The sequence below is a fragment of the Streptomyces sp. NPDC004435 genome, from assembly GCF_042873895.1.
Lineage (GTDB): Bacteria > Actinomycetota > Actinomycetes > Streptomycetales > Streptomycetaceae > Streptomyces.
This window is the reverse complement of record NZ_JBIAMB010000026.1, coordinates 97529-112200: the sequence shown is the minus strand read 5'-3', so window position 1 is coordinate 112200 and position 14672 is coordinate 97529. Positions and strand designations below refer to the sequence as shown.

Sequence of the window (14672 nt, the reverse complement as noted above, 5' to 3'; positions counted from 1 at the left end):
TGCTGACCCGAGCTGACTGCCGAGCCGTGCTGATCAACTGGTCGGAGGGACGGAGGTTCCGGCATGTCCACCGGACGGCCTACGGGCAGATGAGCGAAGATGCGCTGGCGGGGGCGTAGCGGGCGACGGAGATCGCGCTCGGGGCGACCGCCTCGGCGGGCGGCAGCGGACGGTCGGCGCGGAGCCGTGCGAAGACCTCGGCGGCGCCCTCCTCGTCCCAGCCCACCGTGGACCCGGCGCCCTCGACGACCGGGTTGTAGCCCCGGACGGGCACGGTGGCGAACTCGAAGCGGCTGGGGTCCGTCCTCTTCAGCCGGGCGGCGAGCCGCAGCAGTTCGGCCGGTGAGATGCCGCGCTCGGCGGACTCCGTGCCGCGCAGGGTCGCGGTGAGCGCCGCCAGTTTCCGGGGATCCCTGAGGATGCGGTCGGAGCGGATCCGGTCCAGCGCGTTGGCGATGAACCGGTGCTGCTTGCGGATGCGGCCGAAGTCCATCTCCCCGTCGGCCTTCCGCGAGCGCACGTACTGCAGTCCCTCGCCGCCGCCCACCCGCCGGGTGCCGACCGCGAGGTCGAGCCCGGTCGACGGGTCCTTCAGCGGCTTCGCCGTGCAGATCGGCACCCCGCCGTCGATCCGGTCGACGGTGTCCATGAACCGCCGGAAGTCGACCTTCAGGAAGCGGTGCACCTCGATCCCGGTGGCCGCCTCGACGGTCTCGACGGTCAGCTGCGCACCGCCCTCGGCGTGGGCCGCGTTGATCTTCGCCGGGTGGGAGTCGTGGACGTCGCCGGTCCGCAGGACGGTGTGGGGGCCGGGGAGTTCGGCGAGCGAGTCGCGCGGCAGTGACACCACGCTGACCCGGTCGTGCCGGGCGGAGACGTGCACGAGCATCATCACGTCGGAGCAGTCGCAGCCCTGGCCGCCGAGCCGGAAACGTTCCTTCTCGGCGGCGGTGACCCCGGCCCGCGAGTCCGTGCCGACGACGAGCAGGTTGAATCCACCGGCGGGGGCGGAGAGTTCGACGGGGCCGCCGAAGGCGGAGGCGAGGGCTCCGGGGGCGAGCGCGAGAAGCGCGGCCGGTGCGAGCAGGAGCCACCGCGGGGGCGGGAATCTCATGTCCGCACGGTATTTCGAACCCGATCGCACAGAGTTCCGCGACGCGACATCGAGCGCCTGAATCACTCCGTTGCGATGCTTGTGTAATGATGCGGGAATAGCAGCGGAAGGAGCGAGGATGGCGCCGCCGGATCCCGGTAATCCCGGGAAATGGGAACGGATGGCCTTCATTCCGAAGAGCCGGTACGTGAGCGAGCCGCCGGCCGCCGACCCGATCCGGTCGACCCGGCAATTCCCGGTCTATTCGGCCCTGGTGACCCAATGGGCGCAGGCGGGCCGCACCGTGCCGGGAATGCCGGACCGGGAATGGGAGCGGCTGATCTCCACCCCCGTCTGGCCGCGCTAGGGCCTGTACGCACGAAGGGGCCGCCCCTGGCGGGGGCGGCCCCTGACGCGGCGGAACGTCAGCCGTTGGCCACGCCGTTGCCCGAGAGGATCGGGATGTCCTCCAGCAGGTGCGAGAGCGGCTCGTCGCCCTTGGCCTGGGTCGAGTTCTCGACGCACTGCTGGTTCTGCGGGGAGGACAGCACGTTGACGTCCTGGACCGAGATCGGGACGAGGCCGACGAGCGAACCGGCGTTGAGCTTCGCCGGCAGGCCCACGCACGGCTTGTTCAGGGAGCCCTGGACGAGCGCGAACTGCGGGCTCATGTGCCCGTACGTGGCGGAGTTGCCGTACGACTGGTGGGCGAAGTTGCCGCTCGCCGAGGTGGTGCCGCCGTCGTCGGCGATGGCGAGGGCGGGGGTGGCCGCGGCGGCGGAGGCGCCGACGATCGAGGCGGCGGCAGCCGCGGTGGCCATGACCTTCTTGATCACGGGAGTTCCCTTCTAGAACCGGCTCCGTGCAGGGAGCCCCCTGATCAACTCGGCCCGGAGCCCCGGGTTCCGCCCTGTCACCCCGATGGCGGAGCGCACACGGCAGCGCTCGCGGCGGTCCCCAGTCGATCGGGTGAAGCGCCGGAACCTCCCTCCGTACCCGCCGGTTGATCCGGTCGCATCAATCAGGTCGATTGGTGGGAACAGAACGGATTCACCGTGATCAAGAAGATGATGACGGCCGCGGCCGTCACCGCTTCGGCTGTCGGCGTCGCCGCCGCGGCCGCCGCCCCCGCGATGGCCATCGCCAACGACGGCGGTACGACCTCCCTCTCCGGGAACGGCGCCCACCAGGCGTTCGGCAACTCCAAGACCGCCGGTGACATGAGCCCGCAGTTCTCCGCCGTCCAGGGCTCGCTGAACAAGCTCTGCCTGGGTGTCCCGGTCAAGGGCAACGTCGGCTCGGTCGTCGGTGTCCTCGTCCCGGTCGCCGTCCAGGACGTCAACGTCCTGTCCTCCCCGCAGAACCAGCAGTGCGCGGAGAACTCGACCCAGGCCAAGGGCGACGAGCCGCTGTCGCACGTCCTGGAGGACATCCCGGTCCTCTCCGGGAACGGCATCGGCAACGGCTGATCCGCAGCGCCGACACAGGGCCGGAGGAATTCCTTCCTCCGGCCCTGTGTCGTGCACGCAACGGAGTGAATGCCGGAGTGGGAGCCGAATCCCCGGTTTCCTTCGCGGGAGGTTGTCGTTGTCCCTGTGTGTGACGGAAGCCGATCTTCCGCCGCGGAAAGGAACCAGACGAAATGAAGTGCAAGAAGGCTGCTGCCGTCATTGCCGGAGTCATCATGGCCATGGGCGCGGCCACGCCCGCCTTCGCCGACGCCGACGCGCACGGTGCCGCCATCGGTTCGCCGGGTGTCCTCTCGGGCAACGTCGTCCAGATCCCGATCCACGTGCCGATCAACCTGTGCGGCAACAGCGTCAACGTCATCGGTGCGCTGAACCCGGCCGCCGGCAACGTCTGCGTCAACGCCTGACCCAGACCGCCGCGTTCGCGGACGGCACCGACCGGCCCCGGGGAGAGCATCCGCTCCCCGGGGCCGGTCCGCGTCTACGCCCCCACCGGCGCGGGCCGCTCCCCGCTGCGCGGCCGGCCCACCGGGCCGCCGCCGCGTCCGCCGGCCCGCAGCCGCTGCCGGACCCCCTTCACCAGCCGCCCCGCCGTGTACCCCGCGCCGAACACGAACCGCATGGAGGGGCCGTACGAGGGGGCGGTGAGCAGTCCGGCGAGGAAGAGGCCCGGCCACGAGGACTCGAAGAGGGCGCCGGTCTCCGGGGCTCCGACCGGCCCGACCGTACGCAGGGCGGAGCGCAGCGCCGGGTCCAGCACACCGGCCCGGTCGAGCGAGGGGACGAAGCCGGTCGCCGCGACGACGTGGTCGGTCTCCAGGGAGCCCGCCCCGCCGGGCCCCTCGATCTCCAGCCGGAGGCGGTCGTCGCCGGTGACGGCCGCCGCGGTGATCCGGTGGCCGAGGCGCACGTCGGCGACGGCGCCGAACCGCTCGCGCAGCCACCAGGCCCCGGCCGGGCCGAGTGCCGAGTCGAAGAGCCGCGCCCGGGTGGCGGCGGGCAGCCTGCGGAAGACGCCCGGGGTGTCGGCGTACAGCTTGTTCCGCCAGCCGCAGCCGAGCCCGGTGTGCGGCGCGCGCAGGCTGGGCCACGGGCCGCGGTCGAGGGCCGGCGGCAGGGTGTTCCAGTTCAGCCGGTCCGCCCGCGCGACGATCCGGACGGCGGCGGCCCCGGCCTCGGCGAGGAGCGCGGCGGTCTCCAGGGCGGCCTGTCCTGCGCCGACGACGGTGACGTCCCGCCCGGCGAGGGTGTCGAGCTCGCCGTGGTGGCTGGAGTGGGTGACGTACCGCCGGGGGAGGTGCCGGAGCGGGCCCGGGACCTCCAGGAAGGGGAGCACGCCGACGGCGAGGGCGACCGTGCGCGCCCGCAGCCGGGCGCCGTCCTCGGCGGTGAGGAGGAATCCGTCCGGCGCGGGTGCCACCGAGGTGATCAGCCGCTCGTCCACGGTGGGCACGGCCCGGCGCGCGAACCAGTCGCCGTAGGCGGCGAAGAAGGAGACCGGGAGGGGCACGCCGTGCTCGGCGCGGACCCCGTGGCCGGCGGCGTAGGCGTCGAGCCCGTACGCCCCCGCGGGGTCGGAGAGGTGCGAGGCCCAGGGCTCGGACTTGAGGAACATCCCGGACGGCATGGCGTGCCAGGACTCCATGGGCCGGCCGAAGGTGACCGGTTCGAGCCCGTGGGCCGCCGCGTGCGCGGCCACCGAGAGCCCGTACGGACCTGCCCCGACGACCACGAGGTCGTGTACCGGGTTCGCCTTCGCCATCGCGTTCGCCATCGTGTCTTCCGTCTTCATCGCTGGGTGAGCTGGGTGGAGGAGCCGCGGCCCGAGGGGCCGGGCAGGGTGGCCGGATGCCGGGGCCGGCGGGCCGCGAGCCGCCGTCGCGCCGCCGCCAGGGACCTCCGCAGCAGGTGGGCGGCCCAGGCGCGGCCCATGGCGAGCGCGGGCGCCGGGTCGTCGGCGGCGAACCAGGCCCGCTCGGCGGGCTGCCGGGCGGTGTCGGGCCCGGGGGCGTACCGGCGGCGCGGGGAGGCGAGCAGCGACAGGGCCGCGTAGTTCTCCACGACGAACCGGCGGCCGTACGCGGGGGAGTGCGGCGGCACCGGCCGGCCGGTGAGGTCCAGGTGCAGCGCCCGCACCACGTCGAGCCCGGTGTGGTCGGCGAAGAGCCGGAACTGGGCGCCGGGACGCGGGTTGAAGTCGAGCAGGTGGTACGCGCCGGTGGCCCGGTCGAGCCGGAAGTCGAGGTCGCACACGCCCCGGTAGCCGAGCGCGTCGAGCAGCGCGCGGGCGGTCCTGTCCACCTCCGGATTGGGCGCCCAGCGGCCCACGGCGGTGAGCCCGGCCCCGTCCGGCCAGGAGCGCTCCTTGCGGCCGGTGGCCCCGGCGGCGCAGCCCCCGGCGGAGTCCGCGTACCCGTGGAAGAACCAGTCCAGGCCCCGCCCCGGGGGCAGCAGTTCCTGGAGCAGCAGCCGGCTGCCCGCCTGCGGGGTGCGGCCGTACAGCTCCCGCACCTCGGCGAGCGACCGGAGAATCGTCGTGCTGCGCAGGCCGGAGCCGGTCGGCAGCAGCCAGGGGCGGCTCCACTTGGCGACCACCGGCAGGCCGAGGGCCCACGCCATGGCGGCGGCCTCGTCGGCACCGGCGGGGAGTTCGGTACGGGGGTGGGGCAGGCCCAGTTCGGCGCAGGTCGCGGCGAGCGCCGCCTTGTCCGCGACCTTCAGCAGCTGCTCCTCGGTCTGCTCGGGCAGCAGGACCCTGCCGGCCAGGTCGGCGCGGCGGCGGGCCAGCGCGAGGGCGCTGATGTCGTCCAGCGGCACGGCGAGCACCGGATCTGACGGCGTGTCGGTGATCTCGGCGGCCACCCGGAGCAGCAGCGCGGCCAGTTCGGTGGAGACCGGGGGGCCGGGCCGGGGCCGGGCCGAGCGCACGTACCGCGACCGGGCGACCGGGCTGTCGGCCGCCTCGACGACCGCGTGGACGGGGATCCCGGCCCGGCCGAGGGAGCGGGCCGCGCCCAGGGTTCCGTGATGGAAGGGGTTCCGGTCGAGCCGCACGAGGACTGCGGGTACGCGGGTGTCGAAAGGCGGCACGGGCATTGCACCTTCATCTCGGGTGCCCCAACTGGGCGATGAAATCCTCTAATGGACTACGGAGGGGAGGGAAGCGGCGTTCACGGTCGGCTCATTAGGAATACTTTCGGAACATCGGAATGACTGATCGTCAAGTGGCATGCGTGTGAAGGAGCGGCCCGTGGATCCTTTCGGAGGAACACCGAGAAAGAGAAGAAGATGGCTGGGGGTGATCACCGCGGGCCTCCTCGTCTCGGGTTCGGTCGTGCTGTCGGCACCCGCCCACGCCGCCGCATCCCTAACGACGGAGGACCCCGGTCCGACTCTCTCCGCGGCCACCGCCATGGGAGCCTTCCTCGATTCCGGTTCGCTCGGAGTGACCCGGATCAGCCAGCTGGAGCGGTGGCTCGGCGGCCGTGAGCTCCGCGTCGGCCACACGTACCTGCCCGGCGACCTCTGGTCCAACATCGAGGGGCCGCCCGGCTTCCTCGACGCCTGGGCCGACTGGCGCAACGCGAGGAGCGACCGGCTCTTCGTCCTCAACGTGCCGATGCTGGAGCGGAACGAGGCGGGGGTCTCCGACCCCGAGGTCCGCCGCCAGCTCCAGCTCGGCGCCTCCGGCTACTACGACCACCACTTCCGCACCCTCGCCCGCCGCCTCGTCGAGGCCGGGGCCCTGGACACGGTCCTCGTCCTCGGCTGGGAGATGAACGGCACCACGTACACCCACCGCTGCGGTCCCGATCCGACGGCCTGGAAGAAGTACTGGAACCGGATCGTCACCACCATGCGGTCCGTGCCCGGCCAGAAGTTCCGCTTCGACTTCAACCCGAGCCGGGGCCGGGACGCGGTGCCGTGGACCGAGTGCTACCCGGGCGACGACGTCGTCGACATCATCGGCATGGACTCGTACGACCAGCCGTCCGGCTCCGATTTCGACCAGCACGTGAACGAGCCGTACGGGCTCCAGAAGCAGGTCGATTTCGCGGCCGAGCACGGAAAGCAGATCTCCTATCCCGAATGGGGTCTCTTCCGGAACGGCGACAACCCGACGTACATGCGGCGGATGCTGGAATGGATCCGCGACCACAAACCGCTGTACCACACGATCACGGACTACTGCCCGCACGGCGTCTGGCAGTGCGACAGCAACCCGCAGTCGTCCCGGGTGTTCCGGGAAATGCTGTATGGGGTGGAGCCGTCGGTGCCCGTGGATCCGGTCGATCCCGTGGACCCGGTGGATCCTGTGGACCCTGTGGATCCTGTGGACCCTGTGGATCCCGTGGATCCCGTGGATCCCGTGGACCCGGTGGACCCGGTGGATCCTGTGGATCCCGTCGACCCGGTGGACCCGGTCGATCCGGTCGATCCTGTGGACCCGACCAAGCCCGAGCCGAAGCCTGAGCCGAAGCCCGAGCCGAAGCCCGAGCCGAAGCCTGAGCCCAAGCCGGAACCGAAGCCTGAGCCCGAGCCCGAGCCGAAGCCGGAACCGAAGCCCGAGCCCAAGCCGGAACCGAAGCCCGAGCCCAAGCCGGAACCGAAGCCGGAACCGAAGCCCGAGCCCATGCCGGAACCGAAGCCCGAGCCCGAGCCTGTGCCCGAGCCCAAGCCCGCGCCCGATCCCGACTGTTGGAAGGTCGAGCTCGGGGAGTGGGTGGAGAACTGGATCGGCGGGCCGGTGTGCGTGCCCAACGACTCCGCCCTGGAGGACACCGGCACCGGCACCGGCACCGGCACCGACGCCGGCACCGGCACCGACGTGGCGGACACCGCCCCGGAGGGCACCGACTGGAAGGAGCAGCTGAGCGACGCACTCGACTGGAAGGAGGCGCTGAACGGCGTCTGGCCCTTCTGACGGTCAGCCGCCGGGCGCGAGGGCGGGCAGGCGGGCGAGGAGACGGCCCGCCCAGGCCCGCTCCCGCGCCTGCCGGGCCGCCCAGCGCCGCGCGTCGGCCGCGCCGGCGTGGAGCCAGAGGAGCGGGGCCGTACCGCGACCGGTGAGCAGCAGCCGCCGGTTGCGGACCGGCTCGGGGCGCCAGTGGTGCTTGTACGGTTCGCTGCCCCGCAGCATGCTCAGCGTGGCCCGGCCGCCCGCGCTGGTCTCCCGGGCCCCGTGCCGCAGCAGCATCGCGGCGACGTCGACCTTGCGCTCCCGGAGCACCGGGTCGGCGCCGTACAGATAGCCGCCGGCGAGACGCGGGGACATCAGGGTCAGGTCGGCGGCGACGACGTCGCCTCCGAGCCGGAACTCGGTGACCATCGCGTCGCCGCGTTCCACCATCGGCCGGACCGCCCGGGCCAGGTGCTGGGCGAACCGCTCGCTGGTGTGCTCGGCGGTGACCCCGCGCCCCCGCCACTGGAGCTGGTGGAGGGTCAGCAGCCGGTCGAGGGCGGCCGGCACGTCGGGCGCGGTCACCACCCGCGCGTCGATGCCGAGGGCGTCGAGCTTGCGCAGCTTGGCCCGGACCCGCTGGGCCTTCCCGGAGGGGATGCGTTCGAGCAGCCCTTCCATGGGGACGGCGGGCAGCTCCAGGCAGAGGGAGTCCGGGAGTCGCCGGCGCGGTCCGCGCCAGTGGGCGAAGACCCGCTCGGCGGCGGCGCCCGGCCGCACCTCCCGCAGGTCGACGACCGCGCCCCGGGCCGTCCGTGCGACCGCTCCGGCCAGCGCCTCCGCGGCCTCGGGGTGCTCGTCGTCGAGGAGGACGTCGGTGAAGTCGGTGATGGCCCCGCCGAGCTGGGTCAGCACCGGCAGCGGCCCGCGCGCCCGCATGAGGGGCGCCGCCGCCACGAGCGCGCCGGCCCCGTCCCGTACGAGTACCACCCGCAGGGCACCGGGACGGCCGTACGAGACCCACCAGGAGTGCAGCCAGGAGTGGGACTGGAACGGGGTCGCGGAGGAGCAGCGCCCGTACAGGTCCGTCCACTGCGCCGCCAGCCGCCCGAAGGACTCGGTGTCACGGCAGAGCTCGGTCCGCAGCGTTCTCGGCGTGGTCACACCGCCTCCGGTTCCGGCTGGTGGGCGGCGGGCGCGGGCACGGCGGCCCCGCCCGTGGGGACGGCAGGGCGGGAGTGGCGGCCCTCGGCGCGCCCGGTGGCCCGCTTCGGCCGGACCAGCAGCGCGAGCCCGCCGAGGAGCCCCCCGGCACAGGCGCCGACCAGCGCGGAGAGCGGCGCGGACGGCGACACCGGGGCGGTCGGCTTGGTCGCGCGGGAGAACTGGACGACCTTCACGCCCGTGCTGGCGGCGACGTGCGAGGAGTTCACGACCAGCGAGCGGGCCACCCCGTCGGCGATCGACACCGCCCGCGAGGGCTTCGGGGCGCGGGCGGTGACGGCGATCATCGGCGCGTCCGGAGAGGTCTCCGCCCGCACGCTCTCGCGGAGGGTGGCGGCGGTGACGCCCGCCCACACCTGGGCGTCGCCGGTCACCGCGATGTCGGTGGCGACCTTCCCGTACGCCTGGGCGAAGCCGAGCGCCGCCGCCGGGTCGGACTTCTCGCCGGGGACGACGATGACGTAGCTGGTCGCGGCGTACTCGGGGGTCTTCAGGACCCCGTAGCCGCCGCCGAGGGCAGCCCCGGCGACCACGGCGGCGGGCAGCACCGCCCAGCGGCCGGGGGAGCGCAGCCGGGCGGGAAGTCGGACGGCGCGGGGTGGGGTGGTGGTCATGACGGGCTCTCTCGCTTCACGGGACGCCGACAGGGACGTCGGAGGGGACGGGGGGCAGGGGCTTCAGGGGGAGTGCGCGGGCGCGGGACGGCCGTGGACGGCCTGGTCGTACAGGGTCATCAGCCGGTCGGCGCTGCGCGCGATGTCGTAGCGGCGGGCGGCGGCGGGCGCGGGGAGGCGTACGGGGCGGGGCCCGTGCGCGGCCCGCAGCTCGCGCAGGACGCCGATCAGCTCCGGTACCGACGTGCCGATCCGGCGGGCGCCCGGCGCCGCGTCCGCCGGCAGGTCCTCGATCGCCGGGCACGCCACGTACAGCACCGGCAGCCCGGCGGCGAGCGCCTCGACGACGGCGAGGCCGAAGGTCTCGTCCGGGGAGGTGGAGACGAAGACGTCCATCGCGGCGAGGAGTTCGGGCAGCATCGGCCCGGCGGGGCCGTCCAGGGGCGGGTCCTCGCAGGCGCCGAAGAAGAGGACGCGGCCGGCGGCGCCGCACTCGCGCGCCACCCCCTCCAGCTCCTCGCGCCGCTCCCCGTCGCCGACGAGCAGCAGCCGGGCATCCGGCACCGACGCCACCGCACGGATCAGCCGGTCGAACCGCTTCCCCGGCGCCAGCCGCCCGACCCCGCCGACCACGAACGCGTCCTCCGGGATCCCGAGGACGCCCCGGGTGAGGCGGCGGGCGCGCGGGGCGAAGGCGAAGCGGTCCGTCTCGATGCCGTTCGGCACCACCTCGATCCGGTCCGGCGCCACCCCCCAGTCGGCGAGCCGGCGGGCCACGCTCGCCGAGACCGCGACCGTCGAGGTGCCGAGCCGTTCCGAGGCCAGATAGAGCGCGCGGGTGCCCGCGGACAGCGGGCGGCCCTCGATCTGCGTGGTGCCGAGCGAGTGCTCCGTGGCGATGACCCGGCGGACCCCGCCGAGCCGGGCGGCGAGCCGGCCGTACACGCAGGCCCGGTAGAGGTGGGTGTGGACGAGGTCGTAGCCGCCCTGGCGGACGAGCCGGGCCAGCCGGGGCAGCGCGCCGAGGTCCCGGTTCCCGGTCATGCCCAGATGGGTGACCGGGGTGCCGTCGGCCTCGATGCCGAGCGCGACCGGACCCGGGTTGGTGAGCGTCACCACCCGCCCCTGGACGGGCAGATGGCGCAGCAGCAGCCGCAGCTGCTGCTCCGCGCCGCCGATGCCGAGGCCGGTGATGACGTGCAGCACCTTCAGGCCGCTCATCCCAGCACCGCCGCGGCCGGGCCCGCCTGCGCGGGGATCAGCTCGACGGGGTGGCGGCGGCGCAGCGGGTGCAGGGCCCGCTTCGCGGTGAGCCGCCACGAGGTGTCGTCCTCCCCGATGTGGACCCGGGGAAGCGCGTACGCACTGGTCAGCGGGCCGGGGTCGATGCCGCAGGCGTAGCCGTACCCGGCCTTGCGCACCGCGCGGACCACGCGCGGGTCGACCGCCCCGTAGGGGTAGCAGAAGCCGTCCACCGGGCCGCCGGTGATCTCCTCCAGGAGGGTCCGGGAGTGGCGGGTCTCGTCGGCGAGGGTGGCGTCGTCGGCCTCCGTCAGCCGCCGGTGGGTCAGGCCGTGCGAGCCGATCTCCATGCCGGCGGCGGCGATCCGCTCGATGCCCTCCTCGGTGAGCAGCCGCTTGCGCGGGCCGGCGGTGTCCCAGTCGTTGGCGCCGCCGAGCCGGCCCGGAAGGGCGTACACGGTGGCGGTGAAGCCGTGCCGGCGCAGCAGCGGCAGCGCCGAGTCGAGGAAGTCGGCGTACCCGTCGTCGAAGGTGAGGCCGACCAGCCCCTTCGCCCGGCCCTCCGCGGTCGCCGCCAGCAGCTCCCGCACCGACACCCCGCGCAGCCCCCGGTCGCCCAGCCAGTGGAGCTGCCGGGCGAAGCGCACGGGGGAGACGGTCACCCGGTACGGATCGTCACCGGTGTCCGTGATCGAGTGGTACATCGCCACCCACAGGGGCGGCTTCGCCCACAGAGGTGGCTTCGGCAGCAGACGGCGCAGCGCGGTGGGGGCGGGCATGGGCGGTCCTTCGGCGTCGGAGGGAGCGGTGGGGGAGGGGAGGGATCTCCGGCGCCTTGGCGGCGCAGGCGATGAAGAGCAGGAAGACGGCGGCCACGACCAGGCCCGCGACGGCGAGCGAGAGCGCGGCGGGGCGGATCGCCAGGGAGCAGAGCCACCCGGCGCCGGTCGCCCAGGCGGCGGCGGTGGCGAGCCGCAGCAGGCCCTCACCGAGCCGGTCCGCCCGCACCGGCACGGTCTGCCGGTGGGCTCCGCGCAGCAGCAGGACGGCGGTCAGGGTGATGCCGAGCGCGTTGGCGGCGGCGATCCCGACGGCGCCCCAGGCGCGGGCGCCGGGCACTCCGGCGGCGGCGGTGGCGGCGAGCCCGGCCGCCATCGCGGCGGCCGGGTACCAGAGGGGGCGGGCCGCGGAGAAGTAGCAGCGGACGAGGGCGCCGACCATGGTCTGGCCGAGCAGGCCGAGGGCGTAGACGCGCATCACGGCGGCGGTGGCGACCGTGTCCGTACGGTCGAACTCGCCGCGCTGGAAGAGCAGTTCGACGATCTGCGGGGCGGCGGCGATCACCACGGACGCGCCCACGAGGACCACCACCGCCGCCAGCAGCAGATCCCGCTCGACCCGCCGCCGCGCCCCCTCCGGATCGCCGGCGGCCAGCGCCCGCGCGACCACCGGGAAGCTGACCGTGCACAGCATCAGCGAAAGGATCATCGGCATCTGCGCGATCTTCTGCGCGTAGTTCAGGTGCGAGATCGCCCCGGACGGCAGCGGCGCGGCCAGGAACCGCTCGATCAGCGTCTGCGACTGGCGGATCAGCGAGAAGACGACCACCGGGGCGATCAGCCCCAGCACGATCAGCCGTCCGTCCGCGCCCGACCCCGGCGCGAGCGCCTCGGGCTCCCGCGACGGCACCGGCCGCGCCCGCAGCTCCCGCACCAGCGCGGGCGCCTGCACCAGCACCATCAGCACCCCGCCGACCGCGACCCCGGCCGCCGCCGACCGCACCCCCCACGGCTCCCGGAGCAGGACCATCGTGCCGATGATGCCGACGTTGTACGCCACGTAGATCGCGGCCGGCGGCAGGAAGACGTGGTGCGCCCGCAGCGCCGCCGAGCAGTAGCCGACGAGCGCGAAGGTCAGCACGCAGGTGGAGGTCAGCCGGGTGCAGTCCACCGCGAGCCCGGGGTCGGAGAGCCCCGGCGCGAGGACCCCGACGACGGCCGGGGCCGCCACGATCAGCACGGCGGCGACGAGCCCCACCCCGAGCGTCAGCCGCGGCAGCGTCCCCCGCACGAGCTCCCGCACCGGATCCCCGAACAGCGCCCCCGGACGGCGGGCGAGCGCCCGCGAGAACGCCGGCACCAGGATCAGCGCCATCGCGTCCTCGATGAGCAGCGTCGACGCGAACTCCGGCACCGTCCACGCCACCAGGAACGCGTCCGTCTCCGCGCCCGCCCCGAAGTACCCGGCGAGGATCTGGTCCCGGACGAGCCCGAGCACCGCCCCGACCGCCGTCAGCGCCGCCGTCACCGCCGCCGCCCGTGCCAGGAAGCCGCGCCCCTGCCCGCCCGAGGCCGGAGCCTTCACCCGCGCGTGCGCCCGCCGCCCGGCCCGCGGAGCCGCCGGCCGGGCCGTCAGCGTCGCCGTTGCCGTTGCCGTCGCCGTTGCCGTTGCCGTTGCCGTTGCCGTTGCCGTTGCCGTTGCCGTTGCCGTCGTCGTGGCCGCTGCCGTCGTCGTGGCCGCGGCCGTCGGTCCGGCCGCCGGTCCGGACACCAGGGGTACGTCCCCGGCCGCGGCCGCCCCCTCGCCCGCTCCCGTACCGGCCCCCGGCAGCACGGCGGCCCCCGGGGCGCACGGGGAGTCCGTGGCGCCCGGGGGCATGGGGGACCAGGGGTCGGTCAGCGGCTCGCGGCGCGGCGGACACGGCGGACACGGCGGGACGGCGCCGGGACCGCCGGACCCCGGGGGTGCGACGGACGCGTCCGTGGGATCCGGCGGACCGGCCCACGGGTCACGCACCACGCACCTCCGCCGCCCCCTCCGGGCCGGGCGCGAGGGCCCACCAGGCGGCGAGGCCGAAGACCACCGACATCAGCACCGTCGACGGGCCGCCGATGTCCGCGTAGAAGAAGTCGATCAGCTGCCAGGCGAGCAGCCCGCTCGCCACCAGCGCGCAGTCCGCGCCCGACCGGCGCCGCCGCAGCGCCCCCACGAGCAGCGCCAGCCAGCTGCCCGCCAGCGCGAGCAGCCCGATCAGACCCTGCTCGCTCAGGACCAGCAGGTACATGTTGTGCGGGGAGAGCAGCGGCTGCTTCCGGAAGCCCGCGCCCGCACCGGCCGTGTCGCTGCCGGAGGAGAGCGCCACCGACGCGTGCGAGTCCCGGTACTGCGGGAAGCCCTTGAGGCCCACCCCGGTCAGCGGCTCCGAGCTCCACATCCGCCCCGCCGCCGCCCACATCGTGTACCGGTCCGTCACCGACTGGTCCGGCGCCGCCGTCACCCGCGTGATGCTGGCGACCCGCTCCTTCACCATCGACGAACCGATCCCGAGACCGCCGACCAGCACCACCGCGAGCGCGCCCACCGCGAGCGCCACCCGCGCCGCCCGGCGCACCCCGCCCAGCAACAGCTGGATCCCGCAGGCCAGCACGGTCGCGATCCACGCGCCCCGGCTGAACGACAGCACCAGCGGCACCACCAGCAGACCCGCGCAGACCAGCGCCGCCGTCCGGGTCCGGCCGGCCGGCGAGCCCAGCGCGATCCCGGTGACGATCACCAGCCCGTACGCCACCACCGTCGCCATGCCCATCACGTCGGTCGCCCCGAAGGTGCCCACAGCCCGGATGTCCTCGCCCTGGTACGAGGCACCCGTCCCCGTCAGGTACTGCGTCACCCCCACCGCGCCCTGGAGCAGCGCCAGCGACACCAGCCCCCACGCCACCACCGCGAAGTCCCGCCGGTCCCGGATCATCAGCAGCACCGCCGCCGGGACCAGCACGAAGACCTGCACGTACCGGGCGACCCCCGGCAGGCTCGACGCCGGGTCGTTCGAGGTGACCGCCGCCAGGCAGACGCCGAACACCGGCAGGCCCAGCACCACCGCGGCGGTCCGCGTCAGCGGCCGGTGACCCCCGCGCAGGATCCGTACGAGGCAGATCAGCACCAGCAGCCCGGAGGCCGCGTCGGCGACCGTGCCCGTGCCGCCCGTCCCGCCCTGCGCCCCGCCGCCGCCCGGCACCAGGAGCAGCGCGATCACCGCGAGCACCGGGGAGAGCGCCCCGGCCCGGCGCGCCCACTCCCGGGCGTCCGGCGTCCCCGCGAGGACCGGCACCGCCGTCACGGCCGTGGCCATC

At 74.6% G+C, this 14672-nt stretch carries 13 protein-coding genes and 1 pseudogene; 4 read left to right on the top strand and 10 right to left on the bottom strand.

The genetic code is table 11. The features are described from left to right. Window positions 1-79: 79 nt before the first annotated feature. Window positions 80-1114 carry an LCP family protein gene (locus ACFYT9_RS34740; protein WP_389170066.1) on the bottom strand — a complete coding sequence of 345 codons (1035 nt, stop codon included), beginning with the start codon at window positions 1112-1114 and terminating at the stop codon, window positions 80-82. 118 nt (window positions 1115-1232) lie between these two features. Here ACFYT9_RS34740 and ACFYT9_RS34735 point away from each other — a divergent pair, with 118 nt between their 5' ends. Next, complete coding sequence (locus ACFYT9_RS34735; protein WP_389170063.1) at window positions 1233-1460, top strand: hypothetical protein; 228 nt, start codon at window positions 1233-1235, stop codon at window positions 1458-1460. 58 nt (window positions 1461-1518) lie between these two features. On the opposite strand, the gene ACFYT9_RS34730 is transcribed toward ACFYT9_RS34735, so the two are convergent. After that, complete coding sequence (locus ACFYT9_RS34730) at window positions 1519-1929, bottom strand: rodlin (RefSeq protein WP_376606124.1); 411 nt, start codon at window positions 1927-1929, stop codon at window positions 1519-1521. A gap of 219 nt (window positions 1930-2148) precedes the next feature. Here ACFYT9_RS34730 and ACFYT9_RS34725 point away from each other — a divergent pair, with 219 nt between their 5' ends. Both ACFYT9_RS34725 and ACFYT9_RS34720 read left to right on the top strand, forming a co-directional pair. Next, window positions 2149-2562, top strand: a complete 414-nt coding sequence (locus ACFYT9_RS34725; protein ID WP_376606126.1) for a rodlin — start codon at window positions 2149-2151, stop codon at window positions 2560-2562. Window positions 2563-2735: 173 nt separating this feature from the next. Beyond that, on the top strand, window positions 2736-2969 hold the full coding sequence (locus ACFYT9_RS34720) for a chaplin (RefSeq protein ID WP_376606128.1): 234 nt from the start codon (window positions 2736-2738) through the stop codon (window positions 2967-2969). A gap of 74 nt (window positions 2970-3043) precedes the next feature. On the opposite strand, the gene ACFYT9_RS34715 is transcribed toward ACFYT9_RS34720, so the two are convergent. Together ACFYT9_RS34715 and ACFYT9_RS34710 are read right to left on the bottom strand one after the other, a co-directional pair. After that, complete coding sequence (locus ACFYT9_RS34715; RefSeq protein WP_389170059.1) at window positions 3044-4336, bottom strand: FAD-dependent oxidoreductase; 1293 nt, start codon at window positions 4334-4336, stop codon at window positions 3044-3046. Between the two features lie 14 nt (window positions 4337-4350). Continuing rightward, window positions 4351-5658, bottom strand: coding sequence for an ATP-grasp domain-containing protein (locus ACFYT9_RS34710; RefSeq protein WP_389170056.1), 1308 nt, complete (start codon window positions 5656-5658; stop codon window positions 4351-4353). A 133-nt stretch (window positions 5659-5791) separates the two neighbouring features. Between ACFYT9_RS34710 and ACFYT9_RS34705 the strand changes: the two are divergent. Further along, window positions 5792-6955, top strand: a pseudogene (locus ACFYT9_RS34705) (glycoside hydrolase family 26 protein); the annotation flags it as partial. 534 nt (window positions 6956-7489) lie between these two features. Here the strand turns inward: ACFYT9_RS34705 and ACFYT9_RS34700 are convergent. The 6 genes from ACFYT9_RS34700 to ACFYT9_RS34675 all read right to left on the bottom strand — a co-directional run bounded on the left by ACFYT9_RS34700 (window position 7490) and on the right by ACFYT9_RS34675 (window position 14671). Further along, complete coding sequence (locus tag ACFYT9_RS34700) at window positions 7490-8626, bottom strand: GNAT family N-acetyltransferase (protein WP_389170053.1); 1137 nt, start codon at window positions 8624-8626, stop codon at window positions 7490-7492. After that, the gene (locus tag ACFYT9_RS34695; protein WP_389170050.1) at window positions 8623-9300 is read right to left on the bottom strand and encodes a lipopolysaccharide biosynthesis protein; all 678 of its coding nucleotides are present in this window, start codon (window positions 9298-9300) and stop codon (window positions 8623-8625) included. The genes ACFYT9_RS34700 and ACFYT9_RS34695 overlap by 4 nt, the downstream gene beginning before the upstream one ends. A gap of 63 nt (window positions 9301-9363) precedes the next feature. Further along, window positions 9364-10512: a glycosyltransferase gene (locus ACFYT9_RS34690; RefSeq protein ID WP_389170093.1), complete on the bottom strand. Its 1149-nt coding sequence runs from the start codon at window positions 10510-10512 to the stop codon at window positions 9364-9366. A gap of 5 nt (window positions 10513-10517) precedes the next feature. Next, entirely contained in the window at window positions 10518-11321 is an 804-nt protein-coding gene (locus tag ACFYT9_RS34685) for a polysaccharide deacetylase family protein (RefSeq protein WP_376602604.1), read from the bottom strand. Further along, window positions 11218-12906, bottom strand: a complete 1689-nt coding sequence (locus tag ACFYT9_RS34680; RefSeq protein WP_389170046.1) for a lipid II flippase MurJ — start codon at window positions 12904-12906, stop codon at window positions 11218-11220. Before ACFYT9_RS34680 ends, ACFYT9_RS34685 begins: the two co-directional genes overlap by 104 nt. A gap of 424 nt (window positions 12907-13330) precedes the next feature. Then, on the bottom strand, window positions 13331-14671 hold the full coding sequence (locus ACFYT9_RS34675) for an O-antigen ligase family protein (RefSeq protein ID WP_389170043.1): 1341 nt from the start codon (window positions 14669-14671) through the stop codon (window positions 13331-13333). Between the last annotated feature and the right edge of the window lies 1 nt (window position 14672).

Excerpts from the sequence above, each read along its gene's own strand:
- ACFYT9_RS34720 (WP_376606128.1), top strand. The coding sequence starts at position 2,736 with ATGAAGTGCAAGAAGGCTGCTGCCGTCATTGCCGGAGTCATCATGGCC.
- ACFYT9_RS34735 (WP_389170063.1), top strand. The coding sequence starts at position 1,233 with ATGGCGCCGCCGGATCCCGGTAATCCCGGGAAATGGGAACGGATGGCC.
- ACFYT9_RS34710 (WP_389170056.1), bottom strand. The coding sequence starts at position 5,658 with ATGCCCGTGCCGCCTTTCGACACCCGCGTACCCGCAGTCCTCGTGCGG.
- ACFYT9_RS34685 (WP_376602604.1), bottom strand. The coding sequence starts at position 11,321 with ATGCCCGCCCCCACCGCGCTGCGCCGTCTGCTGCCGAAGCCACCTCTG.
- ACFYT9_RS34675 (WP_389170043.1), bottom strand. The coding sequence starts at position 14,671 with ATGGCCACGGCCGTGACGGCGGTGCCGGTCCTCGCGGGGACGCCGGAC.
- ACFYT9_RS34740 (WP_389170066.1), bottom strand. The coding sequence starts at position 1,114 with ATGAGATTCCCGCCCCCGCGGTGGCTCCTGCTCGCACCGGCCGCGCTT.
- ACFYT9_RS34715 (WP_389170059.1), bottom strand. The coding sequence starts at position 4,336 with ATGGCGAACGCGATGGCGAAGGCGAACCCGGTACACGACCTCGTGGTC.
- ACFYT9_RS34695 (WP_389170050.1), bottom strand. The coding sequence starts at position 9,300 with ATGACCACCACCCCACCCCGCGCCGTCCGACTTCCCGCCCGGCTGCGC.